Here is a 15,246-nt window from a genome sequence, read left to right on the forward strand (position 1 = left end):
TTTTCAATCGTCTTTCATGTCTGGTAAAGAGCTTTGCTGAGTAATCGACAAAGCATCGTAAAAATCCATTTTTGCAATCGCCGACATCTCTAAGGCAGCCTCAGTCAACGTACGATATGCAGGCTGCTTAAACAGGGCCTGACGAACATTCTCCATGTTTCTCTCTAAAATCGCTTTGCGCACATCTTCGTTATTGAAAGCCATTTCGAAGACAGGGATTCTGCCCTTATGCCCCTTACCCTCACACAAATCACAACCTTGCTCGTTCATAACATAATAAGTTTGTCCCTTAAACCGGGTAGGTAATGACTCCGACTGTTCGGCAGACAGCCGTAGTTCTTTTGCACAGTTGCTGCACAATTTACGTGCCAATCTTTGAGAAAAGAAGCACAGTAAGGCTTCTGCCAGCGCATAAGGCTCGGCGCTCAAATCCATAAGCCTCAGTAATGTCGCCGGCGCATCGTTAGCATGCACACTTGATAAGATTAAATGGCCGGTATTGGCAGCAGTAGTTGCAATTGAGGCTGTTTCTTCATCACGAATTTCTCCAACCATGATGACATCAGGATCCTGACGCAAAAAAGAACGCAATACTTGAGCAAATGTTCTATGAACACTGATACTGACCTGGTTAGCTCCCGGGATCCTGTTTTCAACCGGATCTTCAACCGTCATGATATTGACTTCTTCACGATTCAGATGGTTGATGCTTGCCGCCAACGTAGCACTCTTACCTGACCCGGTCGGGCCGCTGACGATAATCATTCCCTGCTTACTGTCCAAAGCGCGCATATAAGCATGCCGGACGTTATCGGACATTTCTATTTTTTCCAATGGAAGATCCGCTGCCTGATTACCCAGACGGCAAACAATGTTTTGCCCAAAAGTGGTGGGAACGAGGCTTACCCGGATATCAATCATTGACTCCCCATCTTTATCCAGCATCCAAAATGATGAATCAAAGCAGGAATCAATGTCGTGTATAGGCATTCGGCATTTGGCACGGATGTGATCGTTGATGACTAAGGCTGACTGGCGAGAAAAGAGCCATTCATTAGCGATTTCCATGTTTTCGTGACGGATACGTATTTGGCAGCCGTTTTCACGACTTGAAAAATGTACGTCCGAAGCCTTAAGAGATTTTGCGTAAGGGAATACCCAATTCAGAAAGCCGACAACTTCTTCGTCGCCGGAATTTTTTTTAAGAAATTTTCCGGAGTCGCCGATATCGAATTTTTTACCTTCTTCTTGAAGCAGCATTCGAAAAGCGACAGGAAATTCTGTGTGATTGACGTTTTGCATGGTCGGTCTCTACCTCATATTCTTAAAGAAGGACGCTGAAACAGACGCTATACGGTACGTCTGCATGGAACAGGTTTTCTCAACGTCCCTCTTTAAGAATACGGATTCTTTGAAAATTAAAGATGCCCCCATCTCTATTTCCAAAACACAGACCGGTTATAAATTGAATAGTCGTGCAGTTGCACTGACATGTGGATTTTGCTTCTGCGCAACCAATTTCGATACCAACAATAGAAAATCATTTTTTTTCGTATTGTTTCTTGACATATTTGATTTGTTATGATTAAGGGAAAGGGGCTTATCAAAAAGCCAAAAAGGGAATGCGCTTAAAAACCGCGCATTCCCTTTTTAAAAGGCTTAAAGGTAAAGGAAAAGACTTAATGGTAAAGGACTAAAAAGGCTTAAAGGCAAAGCAAAAGGTTAAAGGGAACGGCATACCTGACGGTATGCCTAAAAAGACTTGGGTTTCATATTTGAAAAAAAATGTCAAGAAACAATCAAAAAAAGTACCAGTACCGTTTTTTTCTTGCTGCAAATCGCGGCTTTAGATAAAACTTTACAGTATGACCAATTACAACCAAAGACGGATAAGCAGATGGACAAATCCCTGTTCAATCAACTCTGCCTCAGCTTAGAGCGTTTTGAGCGTATCAGTCCTCGCTGGACCGGCATACTGATGTTAATGCTGCACCGCTGCGAGGGCTTTATGGAATACTTTACCTTAGACGAGCAAACCACCGAAGCTTTTCTTATAAACAAAACAACCTCATTACTGGCACAGCTTCCGGCCACTGCCACCGACTGCGAAATTGCCGATTTATTGAGTCGGGAATTTGAAGGTTGTTATTTCATCGCACAAACGCCAAACGGGAACTGGAACAGCCTGACCGAATCTTTCCGTGATTTTTTTGCATATTATCCTGACGCAGATGTTTATATAGGCGATCAGCCCCATGCCCCCGCTGCACAATTCAAATTAAAAATGATGCGGCTGATTCAACCTGACTATACGGAGTATTGAATGGATTGGTTATCTTATACCGGATTAGCACTTTTAAGCGGATCCGGCATTGCCTACCTGTACTTCAACCGGCGGCCAGATACACAACCCGCTCTTGAGGAGGATAAGCACGTTTCCATGTCGGCAGCGAAAATCCATGGCGATAAATTTTTGATTTTATCTCCGGCAGAGCTGATTGAGGAGCTGGACTTACAGCCTTCAATCACCAATATTCGTAGCAACTTGGGTCTATCTAATGAAAATTGGCATTTAGACGGCCTGCCTTTGATTCATAATTTCATCAACTTTGTTCAAAGACTTCCTGCCTCAGAATCCCACCACCATGCAGGAGACGGTGGTTTGGTTAAACATACCTTAGATGTTGCCGCCCTATCTTTGCTTGCCTCATCATCCCGCAGTTGGCCGCCAAACGCAAAAACCGAAGACATCGCACGCCTGACGGCTGTGTGGCGGTACGGTATTTTGACAGCCGCCCTACTTCATGACATCGGTAAAACTCTAACCTCTTTTGAAGTCGAACTCTATGAGCAGCCGGATTCAAAAGCCTTTTCATTGTGGCTACCTGATACAGGAGATATGAATGAAAGTGGTAAGAATTTTTACCGCGTTACATTCCCTGACAATAAAACGCCCTATGAAGTCCATGCCTCATTAGGCTGGACATTCTTCCAAAGCATTGTACCGTCTAATGCTCGAAAATGGATGAACGAATCCGATCCGAATCTCATTAAAACCTTACGCAGCTATCTTTCAGGCAGTCAAAAAGACGGCCCGTTGGCAGATATTATTAAACAGGCGGATATGGCTTCTACAGCACGTGATTTACGACATGGTTCCAGACAGCGATTCTCTACAGCCAAGCGAACGCCACTTATCGAAACCATTATGACGGCTCTGCGCAATATGCTTGCCGAACGGGGGGCTCATTTCAGTATTGCAACTACGGCCGGCGGCGATATTTTTCGCAAAGACGATATGGTATTTATGATGGCGAAAAATGTTCCGGACTATATCCGTGAATACCTGAAAAAGAACAAGCATCCTGCAGCCCCCTCTTTCCCAACCGATAACCAACGGATTTTCGATACATTATTAGAGTATGGTGCAGTTATTGCGAACCCTTACGATGAACATAAGGCAGTGACTCATGTTTTAGTCAGTTTCGAACGTATGGACGGCATGCTCAAAAAACATATTTTTACTATGCTGCGTTTCAAACTGGAAACCCTATATCCAGACGGCCACTACCCTCACGAATTTAGTGGAACATTGGAAATAACTTCAGAGATAGGCCAAAACCAAATAGAGCCCTCGTCCGATAATGGGGGGCTGGAGAAAAACGTCCAAACAGAAAATCACTCAGTAGAAAATGAGCATACAGAATATTCCGAAAAGGCCATGGATTTCATGGCCGTAAATACGGTTGATACAGTGCTTCCCAAAGCTGAAGCAGTATCCATGCCTGAAAAAGATGTTGTTGCAATTGATGTGCCCCCTGCTCCCAAGAAGAAAGCTAAACAAAAAGGCATGTCGGGAATTGATGCTTTATTGAGTGTTCATAATCTGTATCTGTTGGATGATTCGGAAACTGAAGCAGAAAGACCCGATGAAGCGATTACTCAAGATGGATCGTCTATGGCCTCTCCTCAAGTAACTTCCAAAAAAATGGAAGAAAAAACGGAAATACAGCCTCCGCAGAAGAAATCCGATCCTGTTGCAGCACCCGTAAAAAATAAGCCGATGTCTGTGCTGGATGACCTTTTTGCAGATTTTGAAACGAGTGAATCCAAGTTGGTATCGGCCCAACCTGACAACCTGGCTAAGCCTGTTTATTTGGCGCAAGAAGATACTGCCGCAGCCGAATTTGAAGAAATCAAAACCGAGAGGCTCTCCTTTCCTGTTCAATCGCCCCGTCCGGTTACGCCCTATCAACAGGAAAATATATTGGATCAAGAACCGAAGCAAAAACAGGCTGCCTCGGAATTCTTTGCAGGCCAAAAGCAGGCATTAAAAGACGAAGGTAAACGCTTTTGGAACTGGTTGGCCAATGGCCTATCCGAAGGAACGATTACTGTTAATCAAAGCAGTTCCCCAATTCATTTTGTCGAACAAGGCATGTTGCTCGTTACACCTGTTATTTTCCGTGAATATGCGGGTGGTTTGTTTGACAAAAATAATCCTAGTTGTCCAGGCCTCTTGGCACAGAAAGGATTTACATCCTTGGGTTTGCACGAACGTACCAAGCGATCGGCAATCTACTCGGCTTTAGCAGTGAAAGCTCAACAAAAACTACTGTTCCATTGTTATTTGATTCCTGAAAGTAAAGTCCACTTGATTATTAAGGCAGATCGTAGGCCGCCTAACAACATTGATATCGTATTAGCGGACAGCCAAAATTTACTTCAACCCGGCGTAAATGGAGAACAAAAATGAGTCTGACCATTCGAGTACCGGAAAATGTGTATCGGTATCCTTATGAGTTTTTGAGTGCAGCAGCCTATTCTGCAGCCGCGTTTGCAGCCGCACAAATGCCCATGCCCGGATTCAGTCCCTATATAGCGATCCCTGCCATGACCCTTATGGCTTTGAAACGCAGCCAAGAAGGAAACCGTATACGCAGGTATCGGAAAAATGTAAAAAATCTGCCCTACTATGCCGCTACGCCGGATCAGATTCCAGTTTCAGACAAGGCATTGTTTCTAGGTAAGGGATTTCGATGGACGCAAAAACACACACAGCGTCTGATGATGATCCGACAACCTGAAAATGACCATCTGAGACTTCCCGGAAAAATCTACAAGGCAGCGCGTCTTCATGAGATCAGGACGGAAGGACAAACATGGTTCACCAAGCTGACTTCCTCTAATGCTTGGTGGAATCCTGTTGCGCCATTACCTCCTGTTGGCGGGGCCCCTGAAATTCATGGTGTGGAGCTGCATGAAGAAGATATTTTCATGTCACTGGGAGAACGTGTAGGCCATACAGGGGTTTGGGGGACAACCCGTGTAGGGAAAACACGTTTAGCGGAAGTCATGATTAATCAAGATATCTGTCGAGGCGACGTTACTATCATGTTCGACCCCAAAGGTGATGCAGATGTAATGTTGATGATGTATGCACGGGCAAAAAAAATGAATCGGCCGTTTTACCTGTTTCATCTGGGCTTTCCTGAGGTATCTTGCCGATATAATCCTGTAGGAGATTTTTCACGTATTACCGAAGTCGCAACCCGAATGTCGAACGGCCTACCGGGGGAAGGAAACTCTGCCGCCTTTAAAGCTTTTGTGTGGCGGTTTGTAAATGTCTTGGCCAAAATAATGGAGGCTTTGTCCATTAAACCAACCTATTTGAGCATTTACCAGTGTGCCGTTAATATGGACGATTTGGCAAAAGCATATTTTGAAAAGACTTTGGAACGGCAATATCCCGGATGGGAATCAGAATATGCAGCTTATGAGTTGGATAACGATCAGAAAAAAACTGTCGGCAAAACCGGGCGCGATATAGAAGCAGTTAAAACAGCCTTCTTCTTAAAATCAAAATCAGCCGGAGCCAATGACCCGCTGACCGATGCGGTTATCGGTATATTAGGTAATGAGCGAACCTATTTCGATAAACTCGTATCATCGCTTTATCCCCTTTTAGAGAAACTGACCAGTGGTAAAGTTGCTGAACTGATTAGCCCTGATTTTAGTGATTTGACCGATGAGCGGCCGCTAATGGATTGGCGAAAAGTTATGGCTTCTGAAGCGGTAGTATATGTTGGGCTAGACGCGCTGACAGACCCAGAAGTCGCTGCTGCAGTAGGAAATGCGATGTTCGCCGACCTCACTTCACTCTCTGGCCATATTTATAAGCACGGTCACGGTTACGGCCAATCAGGAAAAACCAATAAACGCAAAGTTGCAATTCATGCCGATGAGTTTAATGAATTAATTGGTGATGAATTCATCCCCCTACTCAACAAAGCCGGGGGCGCAGGCTATCAAGTGACGGTCTATACACAGACATGGTCCGATGTTGAAGCTAAAATCGGATCAGCAGCGAAAGCAGGGCAAATTGCGGGTAACCTGAACAATATGATTATGCTGCGAGTTCAGCACGAATCAACAGCCGAACTTTTAACCAGTAAATTACCTGATGTCAAAATCGTTTCTGGCACCTTAGTATCTTCTGCAGGAGATATAGGTGTACCCGGCGATATGGAAGATTTTACCAGTTCAAACGAAGACAGATTAGCAACAGAAACTGTGCCGATGCTACAGACATCTGATTTGATTAATTTACCCAAGGGACAAGCGTTTGCGCTTTTGGAAGGCGGTCAATTATATAAAATCCGTCTCCCCCTTCCGCTCCCCGATCCAAATCTTGATGTTCCTTCTGATTTGGTGGCAGTAGCAGAAAAAATGCGCGAGATCGTTCGTCTGAACCGAGTAGATGACGATGAAAATCATGCTTTCGTAGAAGGAGAATATTATGGCTAGACAGTCTTCTGATTTTCTAAGTAAGTCGACCAGCATTGGCATTATTACAACTCCCTTTAAGTGGATTTGCATTATCCTACTGATTGTAATCATACTGTTTATATCATCAATCAGCATCCAGTCCTATTTCGGACAGGAACATTTATTGGAAGCTGAACTGCTAAAAACCCAGCAGGTTTTTAGCAGTATCGAAAATGATGATGTGCCGTTTCATATAAAAATCACAAGATTCGCTTATGAGACTCTATATTTAGCCATATTTAACGTAACCGGCATAGAATCACTTTTAAGTGAAGCTCAATCTGACGCTATCAACTTTGGACTTGCCGGTATGCTTGATTCATTTAAGCCCGAATTGGCTATATTGAACGATACTTTGAAAATAATTTCTATCCGGATAGGTAATATTTCTGCTTTTTTTCCGCTACTTTTTATTTCAATATCAAGTGCATTTTTTGATGGCCTAATGAAAAGAAAAGTACGGCAACAAAATGCGGGACGAGAATCTGCTGCTATTTACCATAGAGCTAAATTTTGGAGAACCGGAATACTATGGACAACTATTTTTATATATTTAAGTATGCCCTTCTCTATCGATCCAATAATTTTGTTGATCCCAATTACCCTATTAAGCATAGCTATATTTTTACAGGCAAAATATTTGAAAAAATATCTATAAAACCTAAAGGGTATTGACTTGAATTACACAACAAAGCTATGATTTAGACCATACCTAAAAATGTAAACAACTACATGCTACGTGGGAAAGTAGTTAGGCCTATATTATTGATCTTAATGGATTATTACATAATATAAATTATGCGAACCTAAACTGGCATGATGCAATAGTCTTTTCTACAAATTATGGCCACAACCAAGCCCATGTGCTTCGTTCTTCTCCTTGCAGTAAAACTAAAGTTCTACAAGCTGAAGCTGTGTTCATGCATTCGAAGCCGATTCCGTAGGCTGATAAGGCTGCAGCAATTTTGGGATGCAGGAATTTTTGTTTTTCTCCTGTACCTATAATAATGACTTCAGGACGGTTTTCTGCTGTTTCAATTGCTGATATAAAAATTTGTTCATTTAATTCTTCGATGGTTGTTTGAGGAATGATGCTTACTTTGCCATCTTGCCAGCAAATGGGTTCTGAATATGTTTGTTCACCGATTTGCAATCTTCCTTGCGAGGATGAAAAAAATGATGTGGCTTCATCGATATGGTTTTCTGTGATTTTCATGGCAATTCCTGTTTTTATGGTAGAACGATTTTTCAGACGGCCTCTGGAAACTTGCAAAAAAAGGTGCAAAATCAAGCAATATCAGGTAGGATTCAACGTTTGACCTTGTGCATTGATGCTTTGCTCTGAATTTACGATTGCAAGCGATTATAACAAGCCTTGGTTTTTCGTGATTATTTTAAAGTATCGGCTCAAAAGGAGACACAATGAAGCCAGTAAATATCGGTCTTTTAGGTTTGGGTACAGTCGGTGGCGGTACGGCCACTGTATTGCAGGACAACGCTGCGGAAATCAGCCGCCGCTTGGGACGTGAAGTCCGTATTTCTGCTGTTTGTGATTTGAGCGAAGAAAAAGCCAAACAAATTTGCCCGAATGCTGCTTTTATCAAAGATCCGTTTGAGCTGGTTCAACATCAAGATGTTGATGTTGTTGTTGAATTGTTTGGCGGTACCGGTATTGCTAAAGATGCGGTTTTGAAAGCAATTGAAAACGGCAAACACATTGTTACTGCCAATAAAAAACTGCTGGCTGAATACGGCAATGAAATTTTCCCTTTGGCGGAAGAAAAAAATGTCATGGTGCAGTTTGAAGCTGCTGTTGCCGGCGGTATCCCTATTATCAAGGCTTTGCGTGAAGGCTTGGCTGCAAACCAAATCCGTAGCATCGCCGGTATTATTAATGGTACCAGCAACTTTATTCTTACTGAAATGCGTGAAAAAGGCAGCGCGTTTGCAGACGTATTGAAAGAAGCTCAGGCTTTGGGCTATGCAGAAGCTGACCCTACTTTTGATATTGAAGGTCATGATGCTGGCCATAAAATCACCATCATGAGCGCATTGGCATTCGGTACCCCGATGAACTTCTCTGCCTGCTATTTGGAAGGCATCAGCAAACTCGATAGTCGCGATATCAAATATGCTGAAGAGTTTGGCTATCGCATCAAATTGTTGGGTATTACCCGTAAAACCGACAAAGGCATTGAGTTGCGTGTACACCCTACTCTGATTCCTGAAAGCCGTCTGCTGGCTAACGTTAATGGCGTGATGAATGCTGTCCGTATCAATGCCGATATGGTTGGTGAAACCTTGTATTACGGTGCAGGTGCCGGTGCATTGCCGACTGCTTCTGCCGTAGTTGCCGACATTATTGATATTGCTCGACTGATCGAAGCAGAAACTGACCATCGTGTTCCTCACTTGGCATTCCAGCCTTCACAAGTTCAAGCGCAAAATATTCTGCCTATGGATGAAATTACCAGCAGCTACTATCTGCGCGTTCAAGCAACTGACGAACCTGGCACTTTGGGTCAAATTGCCGCCCTCTTGGCCAAAGAAAATGTTTCTATAGAGGCTCTGATTCAAAAAGGCGTGATTAATCAAAGCACTGCCGAAATTGTGATTCTGACCCACACCACGGTGGAACACAATATCAAACGCGCTATCGCAGCGATTGAAGCGCTGAGCTGCGTGGATGCTCCGATCACCATGATCCGCATGGAAAGCCTGCATGACTGAGCAACAAACGGAAAGGCCGTCTGAAGAGCAACTGGCGGCCAGAAAGAAAGCCAAGGCAAAAATCCGCACCATCCGCATTTGGGCATGGATTATTTTGTCTTTGCTGGCTCTGACCGCCCTGCTCTCACAATGCGCGATGAACAAGCCGCAGATGAAACAAAATGTGGTGGAGTCTTGCGTGAAAAACATTCCTTTTGCTGAAAAATGGCAAGCTGATTTGAAGGCAAAAGGTTTGGATGCGCAAAACGAGAAATTGGCTCAAGACTATTGTGTCTGCATGTGGGATCAGCCCTTAAGCAAACTCTCTGACGAGCAAATCCGAAACTTCGGCAAAATCAGCCCTGAGGAGCAGCTCAAGCTCTTGGGTGGCGCGGAAGCTTTTGAGGCACGCGATAAGCAATGCGTGGCTGATTTAAAGGCTGAGTAAACCAATATCGGTTTAAACCAAAGCTACAAGGCCGTCTGAAATTCCAGACGGTCTTTCTTATATTAAATAAATAGTAATAAGAATTGATTTCATTATATTTTAAGTTTAAGATAGCTTGGTTAATTGCTTTTCTATGGTTATTGCCATGCGCTACCACTTTCCTATTGCCGTTGATATTTATGATTTTTTGTATACCGGCCGATTTGACTATCTGGAAATCGGACAATCTGCAGAGTCTATTTTGCAGATGTTTCCTGCGCCTGATTGCGTCCCTAAAGGCTTGTTGGTGCAAAATGGCTGGAATATTTGGCTTTATGGCGATATCGAACTGCATTTCTCCGACAATCGGCTGACTCAGATTCGCGCTGATTTTCAGCCTGATGCTGCATTAAGCGGCGGCCGTTGGGTAAAGTTGAATCCGTGGTTTTTTGCAAATGGCTGCCTTGATGTTTATGCCGTCATTCAGCGCTTGGTGCAACGCAATATTGACTTTATTAAAACGGAAACGCATACCAATTTAATTTTGCAGCTGCAAAGCGGGGTTGAATTGATTTTTGAAAAATGTCGGGGTATGAAACTTGCCTCGTTCCGCAAACAAAAAGCCTCCCTGCCCCATTGGGCGCGGGAAACAGCTTCTTAAATAAAACAATGCCGTCTGAAAATATCATTTCAGACGGCATTATCAGTTACAAACCATTCAATAATTGTCGGATTTTGGTCATCGTCATAGAAGTCTGTTCATTACAGCCCTCAGTCCCTACTCCGCTATCAAAGCAATCAATACTGCTGACGCTACAAAAGTGGGCATAGGCCATTTTCAACTCTCTGGCTAAAACGGCTTCGGGCATGCCGGTCATACCGAGTACATCTACGCCGTCACGTCGATAACGGGCGATTTCTGCGCGGGTTGGACGGCGAGGGCCTTGCAGGCAGCCATAAACGGCGGAATCGTAAATCGGCACATTGTGCGCTTTCGTGATATTCAACAATTCTTGTCGCAATTCATCGCAATAAGGATTGAAAAAATCGGTATGGATAACCGGGCATTCTTGGCCTTCAAAAAAAGTATCTTTACGGCCATAGGTATAGTCGATCAAATCGTCCGGCAACACCAAACTGCCGTTTTCAAAATCAGGATTAATACCGACGACTGAAGAAATGGCAATGATGTTTGCAACGCCTAAAGAGTGCAACGCCCAGATATTGGCGCGGTAGTTGATTTCATGCGGCGCGATGGTATGGCTGAAGCCGTGTCGTGCAAGGAAAACAATATCCAAGCGCCCCAACCTGCCGAACAAAATAGGGCTGCTGGTTAAGCCGTAAGGGGTGCGTACGATTTTTCGTTCAGTAATTTCAAGTTCCGGCAGTTTGGTCAAACCGCTGCCGCCGATAATGGCTAACATATAAACTTCCTTTGTTATCAATGGCCGTCTGAAACTTGAATTTCAGACGGCCTTAATATTATCGATTTATTTATGTTTGTAAAAATGGCTGCCGAAATAGGCAGATGCGCCTTCACGCAATAGAACCAGCGTTACAGCGGCAAGCGGCAGGCCGGCAAGCATACCGACAAAACCCATCAGTTGTCCGAAAGCCATCAATGAGAAAATCACCCAGAACGGAGACAAACCGATGCGGTCGCCGACGATTTTGGGCGTAATGAAAAAGCTTTCCAAGAATTGTCCGACACCGAATACAGCCCAGACCATCAACAAGCCCTGCCATGAGCCATATTGCAAAAGCGCGGCGATTGTCGCCAGCAAAAGGCCGGTAAATGCGCCCAAATACGGAATAAATACCAAAATACCGGCAATCATACCGATAGCAAAGCCGGAATCCAAACCGACCAACATCAAGCCCAAGCCATAGACCAAGCCCATAATCATCATAACCATCAGCTGGCCGCGCAGAAACTCGCCCAAAACTTCGTCCATATTGCCGCTGATACGCGTGTAGGTCTCGATAAAACGGCGCGGAACCAATTTGCTGATTCCGGAAGACCAGCGTTTCCAATCCAACAAGAAGTAATACAGCAACAAAGGCAATAACACCAAATTGCTGACACCGCTGATGACGTTGCCGCTTTGACGCATCAAGGTCGGAATCCATGCTTTGAGCGTATTGCTCAACTCATCCGTATGCGACTGCAACCATGCGATGATTGATTCTTGATCGATTTGAATATAATCCCCGCTGACGCTGTTGAGCCACGGCAGCAGTTTGTTTTGAACAAAGCCCACGATTTGCGGCAGGCGTTCGGCCAGATTGTTAAACTGGTTCAACAACATAGGTACGATAATCAGCACCAACGACAGCAATATCAACAAAGCCAACGCCATAATAATCATAGAGGCCGGCGCGCGGCGGATACGCTTCAATTGCAGCCACTCGACCAAGGGATTCAAAACATAGGCCAAAACGGCGGCCACAATAAACGGCGTCAAAACATCGCCCAAGGCATATAAAAGCCAAATAAAGGCTGCGATGACGCAAGCCATAATAATCCACGGTTTTGCGCCGCGCGTTTTCTTTTGATACATAAAAAGGTGTTCCCCAGTTGATGCTTAAGGTTTTCAAAATAAATAAGCAGTATAACAGATTCACAAAGGCCGTCTGAAAGTGAGACGGCTATTAAGATAAAATAAAAATTGTTGACAATAATGCCAAAAAATTCAGCCTGAATCCTCCAATTTAAGATAAAATACGCTCCGACAATCTACCCCCATACCCGAATAAGGAAATCCAATGAGCACTTCTTTGAGCTATCGTGACGCAGGCGTGGATATCGACGCAGGCGATCAACTGGTCGAAAACATCAAACCTTTTGCCAAGCGTACTATGCGCCCTGAAGTGTTGGGTGATTTGGGCGGTTTCGGCGCTTTGGTCGAAATCGGCAAAAAATACAAAAATCCGGTATTGGTTTCCGGTACGGACGGCGTCGGCACCAAGCTGAAACTGGCATTCGACTGGGACAAACACGATACCGTCGGCATCGATTTGGTTGCCATGAGCGTCAACGATATTTTGGTTCAAGGTGCAGAACCTTTGTTCTTCTTGGACTATTTCGCTTGCGGCAAGTTGGATGTTGCCCGCGCGACTGATGTGATTAAAGGCATTGCCCAAGGCTGCGAAGAATCGGGTTGCGCTTTGATTGGCGGTGAAACTGCCGAAATGCCGGGCATGTATCCCGAAGGCGAATACGACTTGGCCGGTTTTGCCGTCGGCGTGGTTGAAAAAGAACGCGTCATCAACGGCCGCAGCATTCAGGCCGGAGACGTTGTTTTGGGCTTGGCTTCCAACGGCGCACACTCCAACGGCTACTCTTTGGTACGCAAAATCATCGAGCGTGACAATCCTGATTTGGACGCGGAATTTGACAACGGCAAAACCTTACGCGAAGCCATCATCGCCCCTACCCGCCTATATGTGAAACCTATCCTTGCCGCTTTGGAAAAATTCACCATTAAAGGCATGGCCCATATTACCGGCGGCGGCATTATCGAAAACGTACCTCGCGTTTTGCCTGAAAATACCGTTGCACAAATCGATGCCAAAGCGTGGGAATTGCCTAAATTATTCCAATGGCTGCAAAAAGCAGGCAATGTGGAAACCCAAGAAATGTACCGTACGTTCAACTGCGGTATCGGCATGGTCGTTATCATTGCCAAAGAAAATGCCGATGCAGTACAAGCTTTCTTGAGCGAACAAGGCGAAACCGTTTACCGTTTGGGCGTTATTCGTGAACGCAACGGCGACGAGCATCAAACCCAAGTGGCTTGATTTGAGATGCAATGAAAAAGTGCGGATGATGAATCCGCACTTTTTTATTTACACTACCCTAGCCTACTTCTTCCAAAAATCCTGCCAACTGTGCCGTATCGTGGGCAATCATCAGCTCTTCATTGGTTGGCACAACCAAAACAGCCGGAGAAGAACCTGTCGGGCTGATAATGCCTGAATTGCCGTAGCGTTTTTCCATATTGGCTTTGGTGTCGATGTGCAGACCTAAGAAATCAAGATAAGAAACGGTTTTGGCACGGATGTTGCGCGAGTTTTCGCCGATACCGCCGGTAAACACGAGCGCGTCAACGCCGCCACAAGCCACAGCCATCGAAGCAATATATTTGGCAAGGCGGTAAGTCATGACTTCCAAAGCCAAACGTGCGCCTTCATGGCCTTCATCCGCAGCGATTTCCAAAGAACGGCAGTCGTTGGAGAGTTCGGAAATACCGAGCAAACCTGATTTTTTGTTCAGCATTTCATCAACTTGGGCAACATCCAAACCGGCGTGTGAAGTCAGATAGCTGTATACGCCCGGGTCGATATCGCCGCAGCGCGTACCCATTACCAAGCCTTCGATCGGCGTGAAGCCCATACTGGTGTCAACGGATTTGCCGTTTTTGATGGCGGTAATGGATGCGCCATTGCCTAAGTGGGCAATAATCATGCGGATGTCTTCCAACGGTTTGCCCAAGATGCGTGCGGCTTCAGGGGCAACGTAACGCATACTGGTACCGTGGAAACCGTAGCGGCGGAAAGCGTATTTTTTACGCAATTCGCGCGGAACGGCATAAGTGTAGGCACGCTCCGGCATGGTTTGGTGGAACGAGGTATCCATCACGCCGACATTGGGCAGCCCTGGGAAGTGCTCTTGCGCAGCCAAAATGCCGTTGATATTGGCAGGGTTGTGCAGCGGAGCGAGCGGAATGCAGGCATTGAGTTCGTCCATTACTGCTTGGTCGATCAAAACAGATTCGCTGTATTTTTCGCCGCCGTGGGCGATGCGGTGGCCGATGGCTTTAATGCGGTCGTGCAGGCCGTGTTTTTCAAGCTCTTTCAACAGCATACCTACGGCACCGGCATGGTCGTTACGGCCGGTCAAGGCTGTTTGGCATTTTTTGCCGTCTTTGCTGAACGTAATGACTGCTTCGGGCGTACCCAAACGTTCGCCGAGACAGCTTAAAAGAACTTTGCCGTTTTTACGGTCGATAACGGCACCTTTGAGTGAAGAGCTGCCGCAGTTCAGAACAAGAATGAGTTGGTTGGACATAGTGTTTCTCCTTTGAATTTTTGATTGTTTTTTTGGCTTCAGGCCGTCTGAAAAGAGCAAGAACATTTGAGAGCTTTTCAGATTGCCTTTGGTTTGGTGTTTAGTCAGGCTTTATACCCAACCATAATCTCCATTGCAGGTATCGCTACCCGACTAAAATCTGCTTATTTGGTTTTCAGACGGCCTTGTTTAATGGCGTGGCCGTCTGAAA

General features: G+C 45.1%; 13 protein-coding genes. 8 read left to right on the plus strand and 5 right to left on the minus strand.

The window, feature by feature from the left end; all coding sequences use genetic code 11:
- Positions 1–3 precede the first annotated feature (3 nt).
- Positions 4–1,302: a GspE/PulE family protein gene (locus DBY97_RS07845; RefSeq protein WP_107697304.1), complete on the minus strand. Its 1,299-nt coding sequence runs from the start codon at positions 1,300–1,302 to the stop codon at positions 4–6.
- A gap of 595 nt (positions 1,303–1,897) precedes the next feature.
- Here DBY97_RS07845 and DBY97_RS07855 point away from each other — a divergent pair.
- From DBY97_RS07855 to DBY97_RS07870, 4 genes are all read left to right on the plus strand, one after another.
- Positions 1,898–2,323 (plus strand): hypothetical protein, encoded by a 426-nt coding sequence (locus DBY97_RS07855; protein WP_159068519.1) that lies wholly within the window; start codon positions 1,898–1,900, stop codon positions 2,321–2,323.
- Positions 2,324–4,756 (plus strand): MobH family relaxase, encoded by a 2,433-nt coding sequence (mobH, locus tag DBY97_RS07860; protein ID WP_107697307.1) that lies wholly within the window; start codon positions 2,324–2,326, stop codon positions 4,754–4,756.
- Entirely contained in the window at positions 4,753–6,807 is a 2,055-nt protein-coding gene (traD, locus tag DBY97_RS07865) for a type IV conjugative transfer system coupling protein TraD (RefSeq protein ID WP_107697308.1), read from the plus strand. The genes mobH and traD overlap by 4 nt, the downstream gene beginning before the upstream one ends.
- Positions 6,808–6,952: 145 nt before the next feature.
- On the plus strand, positions 6,953–7,486 hold the full coding sequence (locus DBY97_RS07870) for a DUF4400 domain-containing protein (protein WP_234394536.1): 534 nt from the start codon (positions 6,953–6,955) through the stop codon (positions 7,484–7,486).
- A 183-nt stretch (positions 7,487–7,669) separates the two neighbouring features.
- Here DBY97_RS07870 and DBY97_RS07875 read toward each other — a convergent pair whose 3' ends face one another.
- Positions 7,670–8,044, minus strand: coding sequence for an Mth938-like domain-containing protein (locus DBY97_RS07875; RefSeq protein WP_107857980.1), 375 nt, complete (start codon positions 8,042–8,044; stop codon positions 7,670–7,672).
- Positions 8,045–8,250: 206 nt separating this feature from the next.
- On the opposite strand from DBY97_RS07875, the gene DBY97_RS07880 reads away from it, so the two are divergent.
- The 3 genes from DBY97_RS07880 to DBY97_RS07890 all read left to right on the plus strand — a co-directional run bounded on the left by DBY97_RS07880 (position 8,251) and on the right by DBY97_RS07890 (position 10,625).
- Positions 8,251–9,558 (plus strand): homoserine dehydrogenase, encoded by a 1,308-nt coding sequence (locus tag DBY97_RS07880; protein WP_107857981.1) that lies wholly within the window; start codon positions 8,251–8,253, stop codon positions 9,556–9,558.
- On the plus strand, positions 9,551–9,985 hold the full coding sequence (locus DBY97_RS07885) for a hypothetical protein (RefSeq protein ID WP_049322347.1): 435 nt from the start codon (positions 9,551–9,553) through the stop codon (positions 9,983–9,985). Before DBY97_RS07880 ends, DBY97_RS07885 begins: the two co-directional genes overlap by 8 nt.
- 145 nt (positions 9,986–10,130) lie before the next feature.
- The gene (locus DBY97_RS07890) at positions 10,131–10,625 is read left to right on the plus strand and encodes a hypothetical protein (RefSeq protein ID WP_070748065.1); all 495 of its coding nucleotides are present in this window, start codon (positions 10,131–10,133) and stop codon (positions 10,623–10,625) included.
- 46 nt (positions 10,626–10,671) lie between these two features.
- Here DBY97_RS07890 and DBY97_RS07895 read toward each other — a convergent pair whose 3' ends face one another.
- Positions 10,672–11,388, minus strand: a complete 717-nt coding sequence (locus DBY97_RS07895) for an S-methyl-5'-thioinosine phosphorylase (protein WP_107857982.1) — start codon at positions 11,386–11,388, stop codon at positions 10,672–10,674.
- A gap of 66 nt (positions 11,389–11,454) precedes the next feature.
- Positions 11,455–12,525 carry an AI-2E family transporter gene (locus tag DBY97_RS07900; protein WP_107857983.1) on the minus strand — a complete coding sequence of 357 codons (1,071 nt, stop codon included), beginning with the start codon at positions 12,523–12,525 and terminating at the stop codon, positions 11,455–11,457.
- A gap of 205 nt (positions 12,526–12,730) precedes the next feature.
- Here DBY97_RS07900 and purM point away from each other — a divergent pair, with 205 nt between their 5' ends.
- Positions 12,731–13,765 carry a phosphoribosylformylglycinamidine cyclo-ligase gene (gene purM / locus DBY97_RS07905; protein WP_107857984.1) on the plus strand — a complete coding sequence of 345 codons (1,035 nt, stop codon included), beginning with the start codon at positions 12,731–12,733 and terminating at the stop codon, positions 13,763–13,765.
- A 58-nt stretch (positions 13,766–13,823) separates the two neighbouring features.
- On the opposite strand, the gene DBY97_RS07910 is transcribed toward purM, so the two are convergent.
- Positions 13,824–15,035 (minus strand): acetate kinase, encoded by a 1,212-nt coding sequence (locus DBY97_RS07910; protein ID WP_107857985.1) that lies wholly within the window; start codon positions 15,033–15,035, stop codon positions 13,824–13,826.
- Between the last annotated feature and the right edge of the window lie 211 nt (positions 15,036–15,246).

This window comes from Neisseria subflava (assembly GCF_003044645.1).
Classification (GTDB): domain Bacteria; phylum Pseudomonadota; class Gammaproteobacteria; order Burkholderiales; family Neisseriaceae; genus Neisseria; species Neisseria subflava_B.